This is a genomic window from Salmonella sp. NW884, assembly GCF_051700745.1.
GTDB lineage: Bacteria > Pseudomonadota > Gammaproteobacteria > Enterobacterales > Enterobacteriaceae > Salmonella > Salmonella enterica.
Genome location: NZ_JAMMDE010000009.1, coordinates 56,036 through 80,878, shown reverse-complemented (window position 1 = coordinate 80,878; position 24,843 = coordinate 56,036). Strand labels below are relative to the sequence as shown.

Here is a 24,843-nt window from a genome sequence, read left to right as displayed (position 1 = left end):
CCTCACCCAAAGGTGAGGGGTCTCCGTTATTATGCGTGTTCTTCTTGATTATCTACAGGTAGCGTAACTTCATTAACGGCGAAAACATCAATAGCGCCGTTATTGTTGTGCCCTACAGAACTCGTGGAAGGGGAATCATTAATATCATCTTCGGTCTTTCCTCTTGCATTCATTGCGTTCACAATATCCGCCGAGGAGTGATCGACTGAGAATGTTTTTTCCTTAATCAGGAAATCATCGTCCTTATCAATGAATTTCACGTCCATAGTATATTCACCATCTTCCAAAGATAGCGGAACTTCGAATATTGCTTTCTGGTTAGTTATCGGCAGAGTAAACTCTTCTCCTTCAAACATAACACTGACATTAACAATATTCTCAGGTACTGATATTTCAAAAGAAGGTGTCTGACTAATTGAACGATCTATTTCATCCCCAGAGTCAGCGTTTAACAATGTAATACTATAGGCTGTCTCCTTCACCACGCTTTCTTCCGCCGCAGACGGCACTGTACGAAGATGCGTAGCGCTTTCGGCATTCACTGTTTCAGACTCCGGTGGAGTAACCGCTGTTGGCGTGGCGTCATCGCTCGCATCGTCATGTTGGCTATCCGCTGTTACCGTCACCGTTGAGTCAACCGTCACCTCCAGCGAAGCAGATTGCAGTGAGTTCCCCGCGCGATCCACCACCGTCACGCTCAGCGTGTAGGTACCATCATTCCAGGCGGCTGGCGGCGTGAAGGTCCAGCCATCCGCGCCTTGCGTCGCCTGATAGGTGTCTGTCACGCCATTATGCGTCACGTTTACAGTCACCCCGGTCACATCAGCATCAATATGCTGCAGCGTGAACTTAGGCTGGGTGTGATTGTGATTCGTCACGTTATCGCTGTCTGAAGCGCCATTGTCTTCACCTGCTGCCAGCGCAATCTCCGGCACGGTCAGCGTACTGTCGATCGTAACGGTAATGGGTAACGAGTTTTTCTGATTACCCGCGGCATCGCTTGCGATTACCGATATCGTATAGGAACCATCAGCTAACGGTGTACCTGGCGTAAAGAACCAAACGCCATCGGCATTTTTTTCAGCATTATATACGGTCCCATTGATATCGACCTGAACGACCACAACATCGCTTTCCAGATTCCCGATAATAAAGGTAGGCTGATTATCTCGCGTAATATTATCGCCCGCCGTACCACTGTCTGAGTCTGGAGATAATGAAATAACAGGAGTCTCTTTCATGATATCGAGAGAGACATCATCACTCCGGTTACCAATCGCATCCACACTCGTAATGGTAAACTTCCCTTCCGATGGATACGGGATCGCCATACTCCATTTACCATTATCAGGAACGGTTAACGTATAAGTATTCCCATTACTATCGGTTATTATTAGCTGAGATTTGGCTTCCGCCGCTCCCTGCATAATAATTAGATCGTTGACAATATCTGAATACGTTACGACCGGAGCGTTTGGCGGCGTTCGATCAATAAATATTTCATGTACCTCTTCCTTACGGTTGCCTGCGTTATCCTCAATACTCAAAGTGATATCGTATTTCCCTTCCGGAAGCTGATCGGTCGATAATTCCCACTGCCCATTAGCCGCAACGACAGCGGTTGCCAGCGTGACCCCTGCCACGATTAATGATACCGTAGCGCCAATTTCCCCCATACCTCTCATGGTAATAGTGGAGCTATTACTCCACCAGTCCGTTTTCGATGATGATTTATTGTCATCAAGCTCGCTGGTAAATACCTGGATATGCGTATCGACCCAAATGGAATACTTTTCCTGATTGACGTTACCAGCACGGTCCGTAGATTTAACAGTGATATCCAGCTGGCCTTCTGTGAAATAAAGCGGGTTCACCGGCATCTGCCAGTGGCCTTTGTCATTAACCCAAACTTCCCCCACATTTAAGCCATTAATGATGATTTCTATTTTGCTATTGGGCTCGGCACTGCCACTAAACAATAAGTTACGCGTCGTGTCCGTTATATATATTTTGCCATCACTACCGGTCATCTCTGCTAACGTTTGTCCACCGATAGAATCAATGGCGACAGGCGTCGTATTAAAGGTATCGATAGTAAAGTTTAGCGTTTTCGAGGTAGCCGTGTTGCCTGCTTTATCGGTGATAACATAATAAATGCTATGGGAACCATCGCCCAACGGTGACTCAGGTCGATAAACTTGATTTCTGTCCGTCACCGTGATCGTATCGACTAGCACTCCATCAATGAAAATCTGAACACTCTGGTTCATTTCTCCAAAAATACTAAACGCAGGCCGGGTCTGACTCGTTATACTATCATTACTGAAAATACCGTTATCAGATCCTGCCATCATAACAGGATTATCGATAAACGTACTGGTATCTATCGTGACGAGTAAGCGAGGCGATTCTGCCGTATTACCTGCCGGGTCTTCGGCAACCACACGGATAGAATATTCACCATCTTTTAACGCATTATCAAACTGATAGGACCAGGTTCCATCTTCAAGCACAAGCACATTTGCCACGATCTTTTCATCCACATAAATATGGATTGTGGCTCCCGCTTCTGCGGTGCCTACTAACACAGGCTTGTTGTGACTAGTAATCAGATCGTCAAGTGAACCAGAGTTGCTCGCATCTTCAAGGTTGAGCGTTGGGAAGTCGGTTGATGAATCGACATCCACGCTATAATCCTTGCTCACTTCAGTGTTGCCAGCAACGTCAGTAATGCTGAAATGAATATTAAACTTACCATCATCTTGCAGCAGTATCGGCGCGCGCCATGTGCCATCAGCCTCAACCATAACAACGTTGACTAATTTACCATCGACAAAGATGCTGACCTGAGAACCAGCCTCCCCGACACCTGAGACTGACAACGCCCGGTTATTAGAGAGGGCCGGTAATGAATCTTCATCAATGTCAAAGACAGCAATTTGAGAATCGATTGTCACGGTTGTAATCGCAGACTCAACCCGGTTGCCAGCAGTATCTGTAGCAACAAATTGCACCTGATACTCGCCGTCGGCGCTATTTGCCGGCATGGTATAGCTAATATTACCTGACGAACTCGCCTCTACTGTGCCTTGTAACACACCATTAATATAAACCTGTACCGTCGCGCCGGGATCGGTCATGGCAACCAGTACCGGAGACTTATTATTGGTAATCAGATCATATTTATCACCGCTATTAGTATCCCGACTTAATGAAATATCGCTGATTTCAATCTGCGTATCATGTTCTATCAGAATATCTTTTTGTTGGCTGTTGCCCGCTTTATCTTCCGATACCACGACAAAGGCATTACTACCTTCACGCAGATCTAATTCTGCGCTCCATCGACCATCATTGCCTACCACCAGGGTAGCAATAACCACTCCCTGCGGATTCCTGATGGTTAAAGTACTTCCGGCTTCGGCAGTACCATCGATGGTGACATGAGATTTATTGGTGATCCAGTCGCCAACTTTGCCACTGTCATCAGCTTCGCGTAATACCACGGTTAACGGCGAAATTACCGTATCCAGTATCACATTCTGCGGACCAAACTCTCTGATATTGCCGGCAACGTCTTCAACTTTAAACGTTAATTCATAATTACCGTCATTACCCAAAGCGGGTAATACTACGCCCCAGTGTCCTGCGCCTGTCGTATAAGCAATCGCTTTTTCAACGCCATTCACAAAGATAGTGATTTTGCTGTTTGGCTCACTGGTGCCGCCAATCTCCGGCGTCACCGTGTTGATATATCCGCCCTCATGCATTCCAGATATATTCCATACCAGTTCAGCAACCTCGGTATCGATAGTGACATCAACGGCGGTGGAACGCAGTTCGCTATTATCGCGAGGGTTGACGATACCCACCTGGACGACATAATGGCCATCTTTCATTTCCGATAACTGGAAAGTATATCGACCCGCTGTATCCGCTGTCGCCTCGCCGACCTTCACGCCATCCACATAAATACTCACAATCGCATTAGGTAACGTGTTCCCAACCAGGGTCGGCGTTTTATTATTCGTGGTAAAGTCTCCTAAGGCACCACTATCGCTCTCCTCGCTGAGCTTTATGGTTGGAGGCGTGACATCAATAACAGGTATTACGACAGGAAAGTCGACCTGCGACGATTCATTACCCGCTTTATCTTTGGCAACAATGCTCACAACATAGGAGCCTGGCGCTAATACTGATGGCGGCGTCCAACTCCATTCGCCATTCGCATTGGCGTTTGCCGAGCCGACCACTTTCCCATCCCACTGAATCATAATCGTCGAGAACGCTTCGGCAAGCCCTTTGAACTCAGGACGCAGGCTGGTTGCCTCATACTGATCATCAATAGATGGATCCGAAAGGCGAATGGTAGGATCGATCGTAACCGTATCGATAGTGAATCTTTCCTGCGTTTGCGCAGTATTTCCCGCGACATCTGTTGCGACGACGTTGATGGTATACATGCCATCCGGCAGTATATTCGGCGTCACACTCCAGTTGCCATCGGCGCCAACCGTAATCGTGTGTTTTAGAACCTCCCGACCTGACTTATCGTCAACAATGGTAATCACCAGTTTCGCATTGGGCTCTGCAGTACCTTCGAATTTGGGATTTTGCTTATTCGTAAGGTTATCGCTATTGGAGCTGCCGGTATCAGACGCTGGCTCCATTCTGACACTGACGCTTGTCGTGGTATCAATGGTAAAGGGCAGCTTAGTTTCAGAAGTATTTCCGGCAATATCTCTGAAGACAACAACGGCTTCATATACGCCATCGTTTAACGCAACGGGAACCTGAAATTCCCAGAGGTTATTGCCATTTGCCGTAACCGGATAAGAAACGCCGTTAATTCTGATTACAACAGTATCAATATCGGCGGGTACATTGCCAATAACGAAACGTGGTTTAGTGACACTCGTAATATTATCAACAGCGCTTTCGCCAGTATCATCCGCATCCAGCAAATCAATACGGGGATCAGAAACAACAGTGTCTATTGTGAATGATACCTCTTTGCTAATTTTATTACCTGCGATATCTTCAGCCACTATTTCTATTTTGTAAGTTCCATCCACTAACGGTGTATCAGGGGTAAATAGCCATTTATTACCTGCCCCCTGAGTCAGTGTGCTGGATTTCCCGTTTAAAATTACCGTCACGCTCTGCAGCGGTTCTCTGGCTGAAATTTCAAAACGTGGAGAGGTAATATTCGTAATACCATCCGTAGAATCCTTTCCGGCGTCGTCCAGCATCACGACGCTCAGGCCGTCAATCTGCGTATCCACGGTGAAGCCCAGCGTGGAATTTGCCGTATTCCCTGCCCGATCCGTCGCCTGGACATGGAGAGTATAATGACCATCAGACAATGCGCTACCTGCAGTAAATTGCCACTGCCCGGCCGCATTTTTACTGACAGGCGTCCAGTTTACGCCATCGAAAGAAACCAGCACTGATGTCACATCATCAGGCGTTGCAATTTCAAAAGAGGGACGGGTAGCATTGGTGACATTATCGTGATCGTTGACGCCGCTATCTGTTGTTAACGTAACACTGTCAATCTGAACCTGCGTGTCGATTTCAATCTTCAGTTCGGCCGATGTTTTGGTATTACCAGCAATATCCGTTACGGTAACAGAGATCGTATGCTGACCGTCAGACAGCGGTTGATCCGGCGTAAAGGTTAAATTCCCCCCTGTGTTTTCAATGGTGTAATCCCGACCATCAATATGAACCACAATGTGTGATACATCATTATCGACATTACCGATAATAAACACCGGTTTGTTAATCCTGGTAAGATTATCATTAGTATCATCACCAGTATCATGGGTGGGATCGAGTACAATTGTCGGCTCTCGCAGAGTCGTATCAATCGTAAACTGCAGCGTTTCTTGCGCAACGTTGCCGGCGATATCAGTCACATCAACCAAGAGAGTGTGTTGCCCATCAGGTAATGCCGAACCGACATTAAATATCCAGCGGCCATCCCCTCCTTTTGTGAGTTCAATCCAATTAGCGGCGTTATCGATTTTAACGCGCACCTGGGTAATATCATCAGCGGTAACAATACTAAACTGCGGCTTGTCGACTTTGGTAATGTTATCTACATCGCTATCACCGCTATCTGTAACCAACGTGACGCTTTCAATTTCAGCCGTCGTATCTATCACAACAGGTAATGGTTTCGATGTCGCGGTATTTCCGGCCTTATCTTCAACCGTAACGGTAATATTATAAGAACCATCCGGAATGGCATTGCCTGGTGTAAATTGCCAACCAGCCCCAACCTTAATCGCGTTATAATCATGACCATCAATCGTCACCACGACTTTGATAACATCGGGGTCAACATTACCAATCGTAAAGGTAGGTCGTGAAATATTAGTAATATTATCGGCGGTATTCGCTCCGGTATCTTGTCCTGCGTCTAAAGCAATAGTAGGAACCTGTATATTAGTATCGATATTAAATACTAAATCTTTATTCGCAATATTACCTGCCTCATCCGTGGCCTCTACGCGAAGGGTATATGTGCCGTCAACCAGAGTATTCGGGCTGTCAAAAATCCACTGTCCGTCGGCATTTTTACGTATCACATTCCAGTTAGCGCCACCATCCAGGGTTACGCGTACCTGGACGACATCACCGGGAACGTCAATTCTGAATGACGGTTTGGCAACATTCGTTAATTGATCATTCTGCACGCCAGTATCATTAAGCAATACGATATTGTTAATGGTTGTCGTGGTATCAATACGCACCTCTAACGGCGCAGACTCTTTTACATTCCCCGCCAGATCTTCCACCACAACGGCTAACTGATATGAGCCATCAGCCCAGCTCGCAGAAGGCGTAAAGCGCCATTGACCATTGGTGAATACCGCCGCTTCCTCGTGCGTTTTACCGTTGTAAGTTACTTTGACCATCACGCGCGTAACGTCAGAATCAACCTGGCGTATGTCGAACACAGGCCGATCGTGATTGGTGAGGCGATCGCCAACAGTACCGCTATCTTCGCCAGCTGCCAGTTCAATCACCGGCGTAGTCAACGTACCGTCTATCGTCACCTTTAAAGGCGCGGATGTTTGCTGGTTGCCTGCCACATCTGTTACCGTCACGGTGAATGTGTAGCTACCGTCCGCCAAAGCAGAATCTGGTCGATAGCGCCAGCCGTCGGCTGATTCGGTGAGTACCACCGTTTTAAACGTACCGTTATGCTCAATACTCAATTCCACGTGTCGAACATCTTTATCGATACTCCCCAACACAAATATCGGCTGAGTGACGCTGGTCAGATTATCGTTCTTATTCTGTCCGGTATCCTGATCGGGCGCCAGCTCAATGGTTGGCGTCAACAACGTGATGTCGATAGTGAAATCGAGCGTCCCCGTCATCTTATTACCCGCACCGTCAGTCACTTCCACGATCAGGGTATGCTGTCCCTCTGGCATATCCGTCGGCCAGGTGTAATCCCAAATGCCAGCCGTCGAACTCTTGATTGCAGTAACCCAGGTCGTGCCGCCGTCAATACTCAGAAGAACCTTTTCCACATCATCCGGTACCGAGATCTGGAACTGCGGACGCACATGTTTTGTCACATTATCGCCAGGGACGCCGCTATCGTTGACTAATTCAATACGATCAATGGCTATTTGCGTATCCACTGTCACCGTCAGCGGCGTAGACGGACGCGTATTTCCCGCCCGATCCTCCACTGTCACCGTCAGCGTATAATCACCGTCGCCCCACGGCGCTGGCGGTGTAAAGCTCCATCCTGCAGCCCCCTGTGTCGCGGTAAACGAGGTTGTCGTTCCATTATGCGTGACGCTGACTGTAACGTTGATAACATCCGAATCGATATTCTGCAGAATAAAGGTCGGTCGGGTGCGATTGGTCATATCATCGCCAGGCGTACCGGTATCATCCGTGCTATCCAGCGCAATGGTCGGCGTCGACAACCGGGTGTCGATGAAAAATTCAAGCGTTTGCGTCGCCGTATTGCCCGCTCTGTCGGTGACCATGACGGTTAGGGTGTGTTTTCCATCGCCCATATCCGTTGGCCAGGTATAGCCCCAGACGCCTTCGATACCCTGCGCCGCGCTCACCCAGTTTGCGCCCCCATCAATGCTCAGTTGCACAGAATTCACATCCGCCGGCACCGTGATCTCAAACTGCGGACGGGTACTGTTAGTTAGATTGTCATCAGGCACGCCATGATCATTGACCAATGTAATATCGGTAATACTGGTTTGCGTATCTACCGTCACCACCAGCGGCGTGGACTGGCGGACATTCCCCGCGTTATCCTGGACTTCTACCGTTAGCGTATAGCTACCGTCCGCCCAGTCAGCATCTGGCGTAAAGCGCCACTGTCCTCCAACCTGGGTTAGTGTCACTTCCTGGCTATTGCCGCCCTGTGTGATCCGCAAAATGACCGAGTGCGCATCGGCGTCAATATTGCCAATGGTAAAGCCCGGCCTTTTGACGCTCGTAATATGATCGCCAATGGCACCTGTATCGTCCCTGCTATCCATAGCGATGGTAGGCGTTGACAGCCGGGTATCAATGGTAAAATCGAGCGTCTGCGTCGTCTTATTTCCCGCCTTATCGGTCGCTTCTACCGTCAGGGTATGTAGCCCGTCGGTCACATCTTTCGGCCAGGTGTAATCCCAGATCCCTGCCGTGCCCTGTGTTGCACGAACCCACGTATTACCGCCGTCGATACTCAGACGTACCTCGTTGACATCCCCTGGCACCGTGACGCGGAAGTGTGGACGAACGTCATTGGTCAGGTTGTCGCCGGGAATACCGTTATCATTAACCAGTTCAATAACATCGATGGTGATTTGGGTATCAACCGTGACCGTCAGCGGCGCTGAGTATTTTACGTTCCCCGCATCATCCTCCACCCTCACCGTCAGCGTATAGTCGCCATCTGCCCATGTGCCGGTCGGTGTCACGCTCCAGATGCCGGTCGCGCCTTTGGTGGCCGTCAGCACTTCTTTCGTGCCGCCATGCTGCACCTCAACCGTGACATACCGCGCGTCTGCGTCAATATTACCCAGTAAAAACGTCGGCTTATTTACGTTGGTCAGGTTATCGCCTTTTGTTCCGCTGTCGTCCGTGTTGTCCAGCACGATAGTCGGTTCTGACAGCATGGTATCGATGATGAAGTCCAGTTGCTGCGTCGTCTGGTTTCCCGCCTTGTCGGTCGCCTCCACTGTCAGGGTATGTTTCCCCTCTCCCACATCAGCCAGCCAGGTATAATCCCAGACGCCCGGCGTCGCGCTCTGGGTAGCGTTGAACCACGTCTTGCCGCCGTCAATGCTCAGGCGCACCACGTTGACATCCGTCGGTACCGTCACCTGGAAGTGCGGACGCACGTTATTAGTCAGATTATCGTTGGGAATACCGCTGTCATTGACCAGTTCAATATGGTCAATGGCGATTTGCGTATCGATGGTGACCGTCAACGGCGCTGAGTGGCGAATATTACCCGCCTCATCTTTCACCGTTACCGTCAGCGTATAGTCGCCATCAGTCCACGCGCTGCCGGGTACAAAACGCCACTGCCCGTTAGTCTGCGTCAGCTCCACCTCCTCGCTGTGACCATCGCGCATCACCTGCACGACGACCTGAGTCACGTCAGAATCAATACCGCCGATAATAAAACCCGGCGTTTTAACGTTAGTCTTATTATCGTTGGCGGTACCGCTATCATCTGCGCTATCCAGCGTGATGGTCGGTGTCGACAATGTGGTATCAATGATAAAATTGAGCGTTTCCGTCGCCGTGTTGCCTGCAACATCGGTTGCTTTCACTGTCAGGGTATACGTATTTTCGACCAGATCTGTCGGCCATATATACTCCCAAACGCCGTCAGACGTCAGCGTTGCGTTAACCCAGTTGATGCCGCCATCAAGACTCAGTTGCACAGAGTTCACGTCCGTCGGTACCGTAATATGAAACTGTGGACGTGCTTCATTGGTCAGGTTATCCCCGACAATACCCGTGTCATTAAGAAGTTCAATGCGATCAATAGACGTTTGCGTATCGATAGTCACCGTCAGCGGCGCAGAATAATTTGTATTACCCGCCTTATCTTCTACCTTTACCGTCAGCGTATAGTCGCCATCGGACCAGGCTGCGCCCGGCGTAAAGCGCCACACACCGCCGTTCTTAATCAACTCTATCTGTTGGTTCTTACCATCATGCGCCACCGTCACCACCACTTTGGTCACGTCGGCGTCGATATTACCGAGGGTAAAGCCTGGCATCTTAACGTTGGTGATGTTATCGCCAGCAGCGCTGTCATCCGCACTGTCCAGGGTAATAGTCGGTTCTGACAGCAGGGTATCGATGATGAAGTCCAGTTTCTGCGTCGTTTTGTTTCCCGCCTTGTCGGTCGCTTCCACCATCAGGGTGTGGGGGCCGTTAGCCACATTCGTCAGCCAGGTATAATCCCAGACGCCCGACGTCGCGCTCTGCGTGGCGTCAAACCACGTTTTGCCGCCATCAATGCTCAGTCTTACACCGTTAACATCCGCCGGTACTGTCACCTGAAAGTGCGGGCGCGCTTCATTGGTCAGATTATCGTCGGGGATACCGCTGTCGTTAACCAGCTCAATACGGTCAATGGCGATATGCGTGTCCACTGTCACCGTCAACGGCGCGGACTGCTTCACATTTCCGGCCCTATCTTCTACCTTCACCGTCAGGATATAGTCGCCGTCCGCCCAGTCGCTGGTCGGCGCAAAGCGCCACTGTCCGCCGGTCTGAACCAGTGGTACCTCCTGTTTAATGCCATTGTGCATTACCTCCACTATCACCCTGCTGACATCGGTATCAATATTGTTGAGGGTAAAGCCCGGCGTTTTAACATTGGTGATATTATCGCCCGCGATGCCGCTGTCATCTGCGCTGTCCAGCGAGAGGGTCGGCACAGACAGAGTGGTGTCGATGGTGAAATCGAGCGTCTGTGTTGCCTTATTTCCCGCCTCATCGGTCGCTTCTACCGTCAGGGTATGGGAGCCATCGGTCACATCATCCGGCCAGATATATTCCCAAACCCCGGCTGCCTTCTGCGCCGCTGTTACCCACGTCTTGCCGCCGTCAATGCTCAGGCGCACCACGTTGACATCCGTCGGTACCGTCACCTGGAAGTGCGGACGCACGTTATTAGTCAGATTATCGTTGGGAATACCGCTGTCATTGACCAGTTCAATGTTATTAATGGCGATTTGCGTGTCCACCGTCACCGTCAGCGATGCAGAATGGCTGGTGTTCCCCGCTTTATCTTCGACTGACACACTCAGGGTATAATCCCCATCCGCCCACGCCCCTGTCGGCGTAAAGGTCCATCCGCCTGTGCCTTTCGTGGCGTCAAATGTGGTGGTGACGCCGCCATGCTCCACGCTGACCGTAACGCGAACGGCATCATCATCAATATGCTGCAGGGCAAATGTCGGCTGGGTGCGATTCGTCATGTTATCGCCCTGGACACCGGTATCGTCCGCGCTATTCAGTACGATGACCGGCACTGACAGCGTGGTATCCACCGCGAAATCGATGGTCTTCGTCACTGTATTGCCTGCTTTATCAGTCGCTTCCACCGTTAGCGTGTATTGACCATCTGCCAGGTCTGTCGGCCAGATATACTCCCAGCTGCCTGCTACGCCCGGGGTTGCCTGAACCCACGAATTACCACCGTCAATGCTCAGACGGACTTCATTGACATCCGTAGGTACCGTCACACGAAAGTGGGGACGGTCGTCGTTGGTCATATTATCGCCTTTCACGCCGCTATCGTTGACCAGTTCCACCCCATCAATGGCGATTTGGGTATCGATAACGACCGTCAGCGGCGCTGAATAGCTGGTATTTCCTGCCTTATCTTCTACTTTCACCGTTAACGTGTAGCTGCCATCCGCCCACGTATTCCCTGGTGTAAATAACCAACTACCATTGAGGTGGGAAAGTTCGATCTCTTCGCTCACGCCATTGTGCATCACCTGTACGACGACCCGATGCGCATCGGCATCAACACCGGAAATAGCAAAACCTGGCTTATTGATATTGGTCAGGTTATCGCCTGTCACCCCCGTATCATCCTTAGAAAGCAGGGAAATCACCGGCGTTGATACTGTGGTATCGATAGTAAAATCGAATACCGCGCTGTTCGCTTTATTACCCGCAATGTCCTCAACCTTGACATAAACCTGATGCAAGCCTTCCGTTAAATCTGAAGTAAAGGTATAGGCCCATGAACCATCAGGTTGTTGCGTGGCAACACCGATCTGCGTATCAGACGCGGCATCCCATACCTGAACACTGATAATGTCCGGATCAATATCTTTTAGGTGCAAGGTAGGTTTAACGATATTCGTTAAATTATCATCTGCAATTCCCGAATCTGAATCCGGGCTCAATGAAACTATCGGTATTGAAATAGCAGTATCGACGCTAATTAAGAAAGGATCCGAATGGGCAATGTTGCCAGCGATATCTTCAACTGAAGCGGTTATTCTATGATCGCCATCAACCAAACCTTGATCGGCTTTCAGGGTATACTCCCATCTGCCATCTTTATTTGTTCTGACCTCAGCGATCAGTGCGCCATCAATATAGAGTTTAACCGTTGAATAGGGTGCAGCAGTCCCTGTTAGTGCAGGATTCTTTTCATTAATAATATGGTCTGTATTATCAACCCCCGTATCGTTGACCAACTCTATTGTTGGTTTTTGCGTTTGCGTTACGATTTGGAAATTATACGCTGATGAGGAGGCAGTATTACCGGCAATATCTTCTACCTTTACCGTTACGTCATGCGAGCCATCGGATAACGCTGTGGTAAATTGAAAATTCCATACACCATCATCGCCAGCAATAGCCTCACCACTTAACACACCGTCAACATAGATGGAAACCTTAGCATTAGCTTCAGCCATCCCGGTAAACAACGGCGTATTAATTTTAGTAATCATATCGCCTTTAACGCCAGAGTCAGCGCTATCATGCAACATAACAGTAGGGATCGGCGTAAAGCTATCAATGGTAAGCTGATAATCTACAGATGACGTTCTTCCTAAAGGATCGATGGATTCAACCGTAATCTTATAAACATTGTCAGACAGATTTCGGGAAATATCAAAATTCCAGTTACCGTCTGCATCCGCAGTCGTCACGCCTATCGTTTTACCATCGATAAGGATATTTACGGTAGCAAACCTATCCGCTGTTCCCAGTAATGTCAGAGCATTATGTTTATTGGTAATCCAGTCGCCTTTTGCACCGGAATCATCACTGGCATCGAGTTCCGCTTTTGGAGGTACAACTTCAGTTTGAATAGTAAAAGAATATTTAACAGTAGAGGATTTATTACCGGCGGCATCCTGAGAAATGATTTCAATATCATAGGCGCCCTGAAGAAATTTATTACTAAACTGATAATTCCAGGTCCCGTTTGAGTCAACCTCAATGCTGTCATATAATTTACCATCTCGCATCAATAAGATGGTAGACTTTGGCTCTGCCGTACCGACTAAAGCCGGTAAATCATTCCCTGATAAAATTATACCATTCGGCAAAACAACAAAATCCTCCAAAGAAACTGTCGGAGGTACAGGGGCAATAGTATCAATAACGTAACTAAAGGAAAAATCCTTTTTGTTGCCAGCGACATCTTCAACGGTGAACGTAAGATTATTAATCCCTTCCACTGAGTCGGAAGTGAAATTGAACGTCCATTCGCCCTTGTCATTCGCTTTAAAAATAACCTCTTCGCCAGTCTCACTATTTATGACACTGATAATAGCATTTGGCTCAGTTTTACCTGTAAAGGTTGGGCGAGTATTGTTAGTAACGTTATCACCGACAATACCACTATCATCAGTCGTTTCAATCTCAGCGCTGAAATAGCTGATACGGGTATCAATAGTAAAAGGCAGATTTGCCGTCGCAGAGGTATGCCCGGCAATATCAGTAGCTGTTGCTGTTATATTGTATTCGCCATCCTTGAGCGGCGTAGTAAGCGTATAGCTCCATGTCCCATCTTTAGCAACAATGACCTCACCAAGATGCTTAAGTCCAAGATAAATAGAGACTGTAGAACCGGGTTCCGCCACACCAATAAATGTTGGCAGGGTGCTATTTGTAATGTTGTCATTTTTAATGCCGGAATCACTACTATCATCCAGCTCAATCGTCGGCTTTTCCGGAGGAATGGTGTCGGTTATGATACTATCCGTCGTTTCGTTTTTATTACCTGCTTTATCCACGGCAACGACTTTTATACTATTTTCGCCCTCAGATAATTCATTGTCTTTAAATTCATAACTCCAGTTTCCATCTTTATCGACATCAACGCTGGCAACCAGTTTATTATCTACATAAATGTCAACCTTAGCATTCTCTTCCGCCGTACCAACAATTGAAGGCGTCAAGGTCGGCGTTAAGCCCTTATGACCGGACACACTACTTTCAGGCGAAAGTTCAAATGTTGGCTTATCGGTAACGGAATCGATAGTAATGACAAGTTTGGCGCTACCGCTTCCATCAGCAGTCTTGGCCTCTGCCTCCAGATTGTATGTTCCATCAGTCAATGTTTCAGGCGCTGTAAAGGTGAAGTTACCCAAACTATCCGCTACAGCCTGACCGACAGCAATACCATTAATTTTAATAATGACCGTGGCATTGGGAGCAGTGCTACCTACAAACTGAGGTTTGGTAAAATTAGTTATACTATCATCTTTGCTACCGCTGTTACTTTCGGCCGCAAGCGCTAATGTGACTTTAAGCGGCTCTTTAACAGACTCGGCATCGAGCTTATTTTCCTCATTTTTACTGCTATTACTTTTGCCAGTGCTGGTATTTTTATTAATAGGTTGAGGAAGAACTTTTTCAGCATCGTTCTGTTTAGAAGCCTGCGTTGCTTTAGCCTGTGTATTTTGCTGGGAAGCATCGCTTTGCTGAGCCAGATTGTCTTTTGCTACATTGTCAGCCAAAAATTCCTGCAGCATTTCTTCCATTTGCTTTGACGAGTTCTGTACTTCAAACGCTTCATTGAGCGCTTTTTCTGCAGCCTCCTTAGCTTTCTCTGCTTCTTCCTTCGCCTTATCAGCTTCTTTCTTTGCGTTTTCAGCATCGTCAAGCTGCTTTTTTAATTCCTCTTCTTCCTTCTTATTTCGTCGTTTGCCATTACCTTTCTTTTCTACCTGAGCAGAATCAACCAATGAGCTGTCAATTCTCTCCAGTTGAATATCTTTTAAATCTACGCTGCCCAGAATTTTAGCGCCGGTAATAGTCTTATCTTTAAATTTAACAGCGAGGTTATTGCCTTTGATACTTGAATAAAGAGCGCCATTGACAATGATCACTGAACCACGCGGCGTGGTAATGTTCATGTCTGGCCCGGAAAGAGAAACTTTTGCGCCTTTGGCATTACCCAAAGAAGATAAATCAATTACAGAATTTTGATCGGCAAAAAACTTTTGTATGCTTTTATTTCCCATAATATTATATTCACTCTCAAGGTGTATCTAATCGTTTAGTATTAACTGGTTCTGAAAAGGCTTTATCCACGCCTTTCATCAAGGGAGATAACAGGTATTCCATAATGCTGTGTTTTCCGGTAATTACACTGGCGTCAACAGTCATACCTGGTTTTAACCACCGTAAATCATCTTCATTAACATCGAATGCAATAATTACTTTATAATAACGCTGAATTGTTCCTCCGGTATTTTCCTCATAGGAATCAGGGCTAATATTATCGATAGTCGCATTATACGATTTTATCTTTGGTTGGATAATTGACTGCACATCCAGTTTAACGGCTTCATCTACATATATTTGGTCACGGTATTTGGGTAATATTTTCACATCGGCCAGCATAGTCCTTACTTTTGGTTTTATTTCAAAAAGTAAGTCCGCCGCCTGAATCACACCACCATGAGTAGTGGCACTTTTATTGATTTTATAAATTACACCGTCAACCGGTGAATAGATATCCTCCTCATTTATCTGCTTCTCTATTACTTTTAATGTAGAGTTAACAACCTCAAGTTCCTGAAGATTTTTAGATATTATTTTAGATAAAGATAGTCGCAATTCATTATTAAGCGCCTCAATATCATTAACAACCAACTCAATATCATCTTTTTTTAAAGTGATGCTACTTTCAATATCATTAATTTCAGACTTAACTTTTATATACGCCTGTTTCTTGTTAAGAAAATTGGTATATGGGCTAATTCCTTTTTTTACCAGTGGGGAAAGAATATTTATTTCTTCGGCAAGCAATGCGAGTTCTTTTTCTTTCGAACTCAGCTTCTCTTGTAATCCGCTAATCTCAGAATCAAGAGAGGTTTTTTTTAACTCTTTAGCTCTTATCTGACTATGCACTAATTCAATATTCGCTTTTACCTCTTTATTGCTTAAAGAACGGGTGCCATCCAGGGTAATCAACCCACTCTCATTTTCTTTATCAAGAATGAAAGATATTTCGTTAACATCTTTATCCAGATACCCTTTTTGAGTTCTATACCTTTGATATTCTTTTTGCAGATCAAGGTTAACGACCTTTGCAAGGAGTTCTCCTTTTTTTACAGTATCACCCTCGGCTACATAAATATCTTGTATCGTCCCTCCTTTAGAAAGAGATATTAACTGAGCATTATCTTTAGTAGTGATAACGCCCTGGCCATGAACTACTGAATTAATTTCTATAAAGTAGGTAAGGATAATAATTAAGATCGTCAAAGAAATAATTATCATCATGAGATGATCGCTTTGTCTTCTATTCATTTCATTACATTTAACTCACTTTCAGTATTTCCTTTTAAATAATCCATTAAATGAAAAATCAATGAGAGTTGCTGTAGCTTTAAAATATACAGGCTATATTTGCTGTCGATCATGCTTACATATGCCTGAAATGCTTCATTACGGCTTGAAATTAAATCAAGCAAACTTTTTTGCCCTAACTGAAACTCCTGCTCATATAATTCAGTAAGCTGTAACGCGTTTGTATGTGAACGTTCCGCCACTGAGTAAGTCTCTTTTGCAGCGGCGTATCTTGAAAGTTGTGAATCAATGTTATAACGCGTTTTAATCAAAAAATCGTCAATTTGCAGCTTAGCCTGCGAGTAACTTGCCACCATTTTTCTTTCCTGGGCTGAATTTCTGAACCCATTAAAAATGTTGAAACTGACATTGATACCCGTTTTAAATTCATCTTCATAATCACTTTTTTTGGCACTACCGCTCGGGTTATTCTGTACATAGCTGGAAACGAGATCTACAGTCGGAAAATAGGATGATTTTGCGGCATTAATATCTTCGGTCGCGGCTTTTCGGGTATTGACAAGCATCTTATAGTCATCGTTGTATTTCATCACCATGTCCATAAGTTTTTCAGGGCTTTCGACAAAGATATATTTTTTGAAGAGGTTGAATTTTTCATCGCTTTGAATCTGAACTGGCGATAAATTCAGACCAGTCATATTCTGCATTTTATACATTTCATCATCCAACATCGACTGATACATAATGCTTCTGGTATTTAATGCATCGATAGATACTTGTACTTTACGCATATCAGATTGCATCGCTACACCGGAAGATACCAGCAACGAAAAAGTTTCCAGCATCTTTTTATAAAACTCTTTCTCCAGATTTACGCCATCAATCATTTCACGATATTTACTAATGTTGTAATAGGTTGTCACAACCTCCTGAGACACTATATTCTTTGTTTTTTCATAGTCAGTTTTACTATTATCTCTTTCATATTCAGATTTCCTGATATTAGCCCCCCTCACTCCAAAATCCGTTATTCGGTATGATAAAGACACCTTATTTTCAACGTTCCTCTCGGTACCTGATGACTCTTTCCTGTTATTATTAAGGCCAGATGTTAGATCCAGGGTAGGATAAAGTGCTGCCCGTGAAAGATCTAAGTCACTGTTTTTCTTTTCAGTCTCATAATATGAAACAGCAACAGAGGGCTGATGCGTTAATGCGGCATTAACTAAATCTCTTAGAGGAATGACCGGAAGCTCGCTGGCGTATGTGCTTTGTGTAATAAAAGCAGTCGTCAGAAAAAACATCTTAATCTTCATTTTTTTCCTCCTTGTTTAACAAACGTTGCTTTACTATTTCCTGATGCATAGATGTTATTTTTTCCATTAATGGCATATAGGTATCACGGTAGCTAACCATTTCAGCACTAATCTCTTTAGTATTGGCAATAATCTTTTTATCAGTAGCCGATAGATCGGATAGCGCTAAATGAACATTATTCATATCCTCATCCATTTCTTTTCTCAGCCCATCGAGAGTATGGGAAATATCGGCACTGCCAGCGGCAATATCGTTTATGGTCTTACCATGTGAAAGAGATTCCTGATAGCATTTATCAACTGATGCCATTATTGAATCATTCTTTTTATCTATAATATTTTGTATTGTACTCATTGCCTCCAGTCGTGCATTATTATCAGCAAGCAGGATATTACCTTCAGATAAACGCGAGGTAATTGTTATTACACCGTCAGATAATTTTTTGAGATTTTCGTTACTGCTTACCAGATAACCATCAATCAGCGTAGAAAGTTGCTCTAGTTTTGCTGAGTTATCCAATAGCCGGTTTTGCAAAGTGACAAAGCTATCTGATAGCATCTCTCGTTTCTTTTCTTCATCCTGCGTCCGTAAATTTTCAACTGACAGATAGTTATCAAAAAAAGCTTTAAACAACTCTTTAAATTCTACAAGCGTCTCTGATTCAACCCGCAGGCTTCGTTGTTTATTATTGGATCTGTTGCTTATGATTTTTAATTTTTTGATTTCCGTAGAAACAAGGGAATAGGAGCTGCGAACAAAAACACTTTGTGAGGTCAGGAGTATGGCGCAAACAACACCATAGATAGAAGATACAAATGCGGTATTCATCCCTTTCAATGGTTCAGAAAGCGACGCTACCATTGTCACGATCATATTGAGTGTATTACTTGCATTATCACCGCCAACATCTGATGGCGAGCTCAATAAGTTCCCGATTGAACCAATCGTAATAGACAAACCCGCAAACGTCCCCAACAGGCCAACAAGCGTCGACACATTGCTACAGCTCATAATAAATGACAATCGTTGGTTACGGGCGGTAGACACATTGTCATCTAATTCCATCAGTAAATTGAAATCACACTGTTTGGGTTCCCCGGCAAACAAAACCTGATTGAGGTTAGAAAGAATGCTATTTTTTCTACTGGCGTCCTGAGCTATTAATATGTCTTTTGCTGAAATATTTTTAAGAATAGTGAATAATGCACACAAAGAACCTGTAATATAAATGGCAATAATGACTCCATTGTAAATTGCAGAAACCATGAAGTTATCAAAAACATACTCTCTTATACCGGGAAAAGATAAAGCGAAAAAAGGGAGTATGGCAAGAAAAAAACAGACAAAGAAATAGCGGTAATGATTTATATATTTCACTCTGACACCTTTTTATTAATAGTCGTGATAATAGCTTTACTCGTTGTACTTGATGCTACGGAGTTAACACTCATGTCAATAACTACATCAGGATATATTTTCTTAATCTCTTTCATCAAAATAATTCCCCGTTCATATCCCAGTCGTAGAGAGTCAGAGAAAGAGATGTCTGCCTGAGGAATAACCATTTCTATCAATAAATTACTATTGATTTTGTCTTCTAACCAAGCCTTTATTTTATAAGTGTCCTCTTCTGAAAAGCTTCTCAGCCTGCCATGATACGTAATAACAAGCTCATTTTTTGTAGACGTTATATCAGTTTTCTGACCATCGGCGATATCGTATACTCCAACCTCCTTACCTGACATTGTAGTCATTCCGTCCGACACATCTTGGGTATTCACTTCCTTATTAACTATTTCATTAGCATTTGAATTGTCATTGGCTCCGTTATTTTGAGCAGTAGATTTAGTCTTATTCTCTATATTTGCTTTATAAACTTTAATTGAGTTGTCATACATAATAATCATATTATTAAGTGCAAACACCAACATAAGAAATATAAAAATGCACAATACCGTAGAGAATGTATCAACAAAACTAGGCCACGGATTACTTTCGTCTTCCATGTTGTCTCCTGATATTACATTGTGAATAAAATGTTTTTGTGGATTAGAAAGGATAAAGGATGCTCAACTTATTCAGAAAGTGAACGCTACCGCCCTTGGCTTCCTGCTACCAATACGCTTTATAGAGTTCAGTTTTCTTACATCTCGTAATCAGAAAAATAAAAACAACGACGCCATTTTTATGCGCCCACAACAAAGATGAGTGCTTTAATTAAAAACACTCTTCATTTTTTTAATTAGGTAGACATCAATTATTGCACTAACTATATCTTCCCCAATAATAGGTATCGCATAAGCTCTCAGCTCATAAATAAAAAATAGTCATCAGCAAATTAAAACCACCCGTCGATAAATAGATTTGTTAGCTAATCATTGAAACTCTAAATCATTTTAAGGACATATTTCTTTTTAATACGCGTTATAACCATACGTATTTAATAAATTTGCCTCCAGAGGATAAAATTAATTTTCACAATTAAAACATAGGGTCATAGGGACTTCAATATAACTTAAATCATTAAAAATATAATAAGTGGGGAGTAAAAAATCAGAATTGCGTAAAAACACACACAAATAAAACCATTTTTTATATAAAGCCAGCTATAAGTAACAACTTTATCTTCAGCAATTAAAAATAAAGCAAGATGCACATATCATATTTGAGCTCATCACAAGCTAAAGCAAACATTTAATTAACTATTGATAATACCGACCATTCTCTAACGTTATTTTATAATATCTTTTTGTTGTCAAAAAATGGCTATAAATTATATATTTTGCAGATGAGTTTTCTCTTTCATATTTAAGACAATCCGGGTTATTGCAGTACATTTATGAACTTCGGCTGGATAATGATGTGCCGAGGCGAGTCGGCCAGAGGCGATAAGCGACATTTTTTCGTAAGTCATTCCGTGAGATATGCGCTTCTCTTTTTTGAAAGGGATACTAAGACAATAATACCAGGTAAGAAAATGCCTGGTTTACACCAGGCATTTCAGCAGACGAGAACTATAGCGAAAATGCAAATAACGCTTTGAGTTTTTTACCAAAAATCAGAACGGAATGTCGTCGTCAAAATCCATTGGCGGTTCGTTAGACGGCGCTGGCGCGGATTGCTGTGGACGCGACTGCGCTCCGCCGCTGAACTGGTTGCCGCCCTGCGGCTGCTGAGGTTGTTGCGGTTGACCCCAACCCCCCTGCTGCTGACCGCCTGCCGGTGCGCCGCCGCCCTGGCGACCACCCAGCATCTGCATCACGCCGCCGATCTGCGGAACGTTAATTTCAGTCGTATAGCGTTCCTGGCCACTCTGATCGGTCCACTTGCGGGTACGCAATTGACCTTCGATATACACCTGAGAACCTTTACGCAGATATTCGCCGGCCACTTCCGCCAGTTTGCCGAACATCACCACCCGGTGCCATTCAGTCTGCTCTTTCATTTCGCCGGTCTGCTTATCGCGCCAGGATTCAGAAGTAGCCAGCGTTAAGTTGGCGACAGCGCCGCCACTCGGCATATAGCGTACTTCCGGGTCCTGGCCCAGATTACCAACGAGAATCACCTTGTTTACGCCTCTGCTGGCCATAATTGAGTCTCCTGAATACGTTTCATAAATAGTGTAAACGCGTGAGTGTACCATTTCCACGTAGCATTTTAATAGCTGCGATGCAGGTTCCAGGTCACTCGCGCGAACCTCATATTGTTGCATACTTTAGCTGAAGATGCATTCCAATACTGTATATTCAAACAGGTTAAATTGTGTCATAATTAGCCGTTTCTGCCGTTTGTCCTTCAAACAAACCAGGCATCCGAGTCTCTACCGGGAAAGGTGAATGGATAAGATCGAAGTTCGGGGCGCCCGCACCCATAATCTCAAAAATATTAACCTCGTCATCCCCCGCGACAAACTGATTGTCGTGACCGGGCTTTCGGGTTCAGGCAAATCCTCACTGGCTTTCGACACTCTGTATGCCGAAGGGCAGCGTCGTTACGTTGAATCGCTCTCCGCTTACGCGCGGCAGTTTTTGTCGCTCATGGAAAAACCGGATGTCGACCATATTGAGGGGCTATCGCCCGCGATCTCAATTGAACAGAAATCGACATCGCACAACCCGCGCTCTACGGTGGGTACTATTACCGAGATCCACGACTACCTGCGCCTGCTGTTTGCCCGCGTAGGCGAGCCGCGTTGTCCGGATCATGACGTGCCGCTGGCGGCGCAAACCGTTAGCCAGATGGTCGATAACGTGCTGTCACAGCCGGAAGGCAAACGTCTGATGCTGCTGGCGCCGATTATTAAAGAGCGTAAAGGCGAACACACCAAAACGCTGGAGAATCTGGCAAGCCAGGGTTACATTCGCGCCCGTATTGACGGCGAAGTCTGCGATCTCTCCGATCCGCCGAAGCTGGAGCTGCAAAAGAAACATACCATTGAGGTGGTGATCGATCGCTTCAAAGTTCGCAACGATCTTTCCCAACGCCTGGCGGAGTCGTTCGAAACGGCGCTGGAATTATCCGGCGGCACGGCGGTTGTTGCCGATATGGACGATGAGAAAGCGGAGGAGCTTCTGTTCTCCGCCAATTTTGCCTGTCCGATTTGCGGCTACAGTATGCGCGAGCTGGAACCGCGTCTGTTCTCGTTCAACAACCCGGCAGGCGCCTGCCCGACCTGTGACGGCCTCGGCGTTCAGCAATATTTCGATCCGGACCGCGTGATCCAGAATCCCGACCTGTCGCTGGCAGGCGGCGCGATTCGTGGTTGGGATCGTCGCAATTTTTACTACTTTCAAATGCTCAAGTCGCTGGCGGAACACTATAAGTTCGACGTAGATGCGCCGTGGGCAAGCCTCAGCGCCAACGTACATAAAGTCGTGCTGTACGGTTCCGGCAAAGAGAACATTGAATTTAAATATATGAACGATCGCGGCGATACCTCCGTGCGCCGCCATCCGTTCGAAGGCGTGCTGCATAATATGGAGCGCCGTTATAAAGAGACGGAATCCAGCGCGGTGCGCGAAGAGCTGGCGAAGTTCATCAGTAATCGCCCCTGCGCCAGCTGTGAAGGCACGCGACTGAATCGCGAAGCGCGCCATGTATTTGTGGAAAATACGCCGCTGCCTGCTATTTCCGATATGAGCATTGGCCATGCGATGGATTTTTTCACTAATCTCAAGCTTTCCGGGCAACGAGCGAAAATCGCCGAAAAAGTGCTAAAAGAGATCGGCGATCGCCTCAAGTTTCTGGTGAACGTCGGCCTGAACTATCTCACGCTCTCCCGCTCGGCAGAGACGCTTTCCGGCGGCGAAGCCCAGCGTATTCGTCTGGCGAGCCAGATAGGCGCCGGGTTAGTCGGCGTGATGTATGTGCTGGATGAGCCGTCCATCGGTCTGCACCAGCGCGATAACGAACGGCTGCTGGGTACGCTGATTCATCTGCGCAATCTTGGCAATACCGTGATTGTGGTGGAACACGATGAAGACGCCATTCGCGCCGCCGACCATGTGATCGATATTGGCCCCGGCGCGGGCGTTCACGGCGGCGAGGTGGTGGCGGAAGGCCCGCTGGAAGCCATTATGGCGGTACCGGAATCGCTGACCGGCCAGTACATGAGCGGTAAACGCAAAATTGAAGTGCCGAAACAACGCGTGCCGGCAAATCCAGAAAAAGTGCTCAAACTCACCGGCGCGCGCGGCAACAACCTGAAAGATGTGACCCTTACGCTACCGGTAGGGCTGTTTACCTGTATCACCGGCGTCTCGGGTTCCGGTAAATCGACGCTGATTAACGACACGCTGTTCCCCATCGCCCAGCGTCAGTTAAACGGGGCGACTATCGCCGAACCGGCGCCGTATCGGGATATTCAGGGGCTGGAACATTTCGATAAAGTGATCGATATCGACCAGAGCCCAATCGGGCGCACCCCGCGTTCCAACCCGGCGACCTATACGGGCGTCTTTACCCCGGTTCGCGAGCTTTTTGCTGGCGTGCCGGAGTCTCGCTCGCGCGGCTACACGCCAGGGCGATTCAGCTTCAACGTGCGCGGCGGTCGCTGCGAAGCGTGCCAGGGCGATGGCGTCATTAAAGTCGAAATGCACTTTCTGCCGGATATTTACGTGCCGTGCGACCAGTGCAAAGGCAAGCGCTATAACCGGGAAACGCTGGAGATTAAGTACAAAGGCAAGACCATCCACGAAGTACTGGATATGACCATTGAAGAAGCGCGTGAGTTCTTTGATGCGGTTCCGGCGCTGGCGCGTAAGCTGCAGACGCTGATGGACGTGGGGCTGACCTATATCCGTCTTGGTCAGTCGGCGACAACGCTTTCCGGCGGCGAGGCCCAGCGCGTGAAGCTGGCGCGCGAACTGTCGAAGCGCGGCACCGGGCAGACGCTGTATATTCTCGACGAGCCAACCACCGGCCTGCACTTTGCCGATATTCAGCAGTTGCTTGACGTTCTGCATCAGTTGCGCGATCAGGGCAACACCATCGTGGTGATCGAACACAACCTGGACGTCATTAAAACGGCGGACTGGATTGTCGACCTCGGCCCGGAAGGCGGCAGCGGCGGCGGCGAAATTCTCGTCGCCGGTACGCCGGAAACCGTGGCGGAGTGCGAGGCGTCGCATACCGCCCGCTTCCTTAAACCTATGCTCAAATAACCTTCACGCCGCTTTCCGATTCGCCGGGAAGCGGCATCATTTTTCCTCATCCCACCTCATT

General features: G+C 46.4%; 7 protein-coding genes. 1 reads left to right on the top strand and 6 read right to left on the bottom strand.

From position 1 onward, the window contains the following. Positions 1-29 precede the first annotated feature (29 nt). The 6 genes from NA197_RS18130 to ssb1 form a co-directional block, all read right to left on the bottom strand. Positions 30-15,509, bottom strand: a complete 15,480-nt coding sequence (locus NA197_RS18130) for an Ig-like domain-containing protein (RefSeq protein ID WP_438796699.1) — start codon at positions 15,507-15,509, stop codon at positions 30-32. A gap of 16 nt (positions 15,510-15,525) precedes the next feature. Next, positions 15,526-16,803, bottom strand: coding sequence for an SPI-4 type I secretion system protein SiiD (siiD, locus tag NA197_RS18125; protein ID WP_001081935.1), 1,278 nt, complete (start codon positions 16,801-16,803; stop codon positions 15,526-15,528). Next, positions 16,800-18,119 carry an SPI-4 type I secretion system protein SiiC gene (gene siiC / locus NA197_RS18120; RefSeq protein ID WP_001541306.1) on the bottom strand — a complete coding sequence of 440 codons (1,320 nt, stop codon included), beginning with the start codon at positions 18,117-18,119 and terminating at the stop codon, positions 16,800-16,802. Before siiC ends, siiD begins: the two co-directional genes overlap by 4 nt. After that, complete coding sequence (locus tag NA197_RS18115) at positions 18,109-19,497, bottom strand: MotA/TolQ/ExbB proton channel family protein (RefSeq protein WP_064043397.1); 1,389 nt, start codon at positions 19,495-19,497, stop codon at positions 18,109-18,111. Before NA197_RS18115 ends, siiC begins: the two co-directional genes overlap by 11 nt. Further along, on the bottom strand, positions 19,494-20,126 hold the full coding sequence (gene siiA / locus NA197_RS18110) for an SPI-4 type I secretion system auxiliary protein SiiA (protein WP_001584107.1): 633 nt from the start codon (positions 20,124-20,126) through the stop codon (positions 19,494-19,496). Before siiA ends, NA197_RS18115 begins: the two co-directional genes overlap by 4 nt. Before the next feature lie 1,052 nt (positions 20,127-21,178). Next, a complete protein-coding gene (gene ssb1, locus NA197_RS18105; protein WP_000168322.1) occupies positions 21,179-21,709 on the bottom strand; it encodes a single-stranded DNA-binding protein SSB1 in 531 nt (176 codons plus the stop codon). 247 nt (positions 21,710-21,956) lie between these two features. On the opposite strand from ssb1, the gene uvrA reads away from it, so the two are divergent. Further along, positions 21,957-24,782, top strand: a complete 2,826-nt coding sequence (uvrA, locus tag NA197_RS18100; protein ID WP_000357724.1) for an excinuclease ABC subunit UvrA — start codon at positions 21,957-21,959, stop codon at positions 24,780-24,782. Positions 24,783-24,843 lie beyond the last annotated feature (61 nt).

What these genes read in the sequence shown, in the direction of transcription:
- NA197_RS18130 (WP_438796699.1), bottom strand. Translation starts at nt 15,509, where the DNA reads ATGGGAAATAAAAGCATACAAAAGTTTTTTGCCGATCAAAATTCTGTA.
- siiD (WP_001081935.1), bottom strand. Translation starts at nt 16,803, where the DNA reads ATGAATAGAAGACAAAGCGATCATCTCATGATGATAATTATTTCTTTG.
- siiC (WP_001541306.1), bottom strand. Translation starts at nt 18,119, where the DNA reads ATGAAGATTAAGATGTTTTTTCTGACGACTGCTTTTATTACACAAAGC.
- siiA (WP_001584107.1), bottom strand. Translation starts at nt 20,126, where the DNA reads ATGGAAGACGAAAGTAATCCGTGGCCTAGTTTTGTTGATACATTCTCT.
- ssb1 (WP_000168322.1), bottom strand. Translation starts at nt 21,709, where the DNA reads ATGGCCAGCAGAGGCGTAAACAAGGTGATTCTCGTTGGTAATCTGGGC.
- uvrA (WP_000357724.1), top strand. Translation starts at nt 21,957, where the DNA reads ATGGATAAGATCGAAGTTCGGGGCGCCCGCACCCATAATCTCAAAAAT.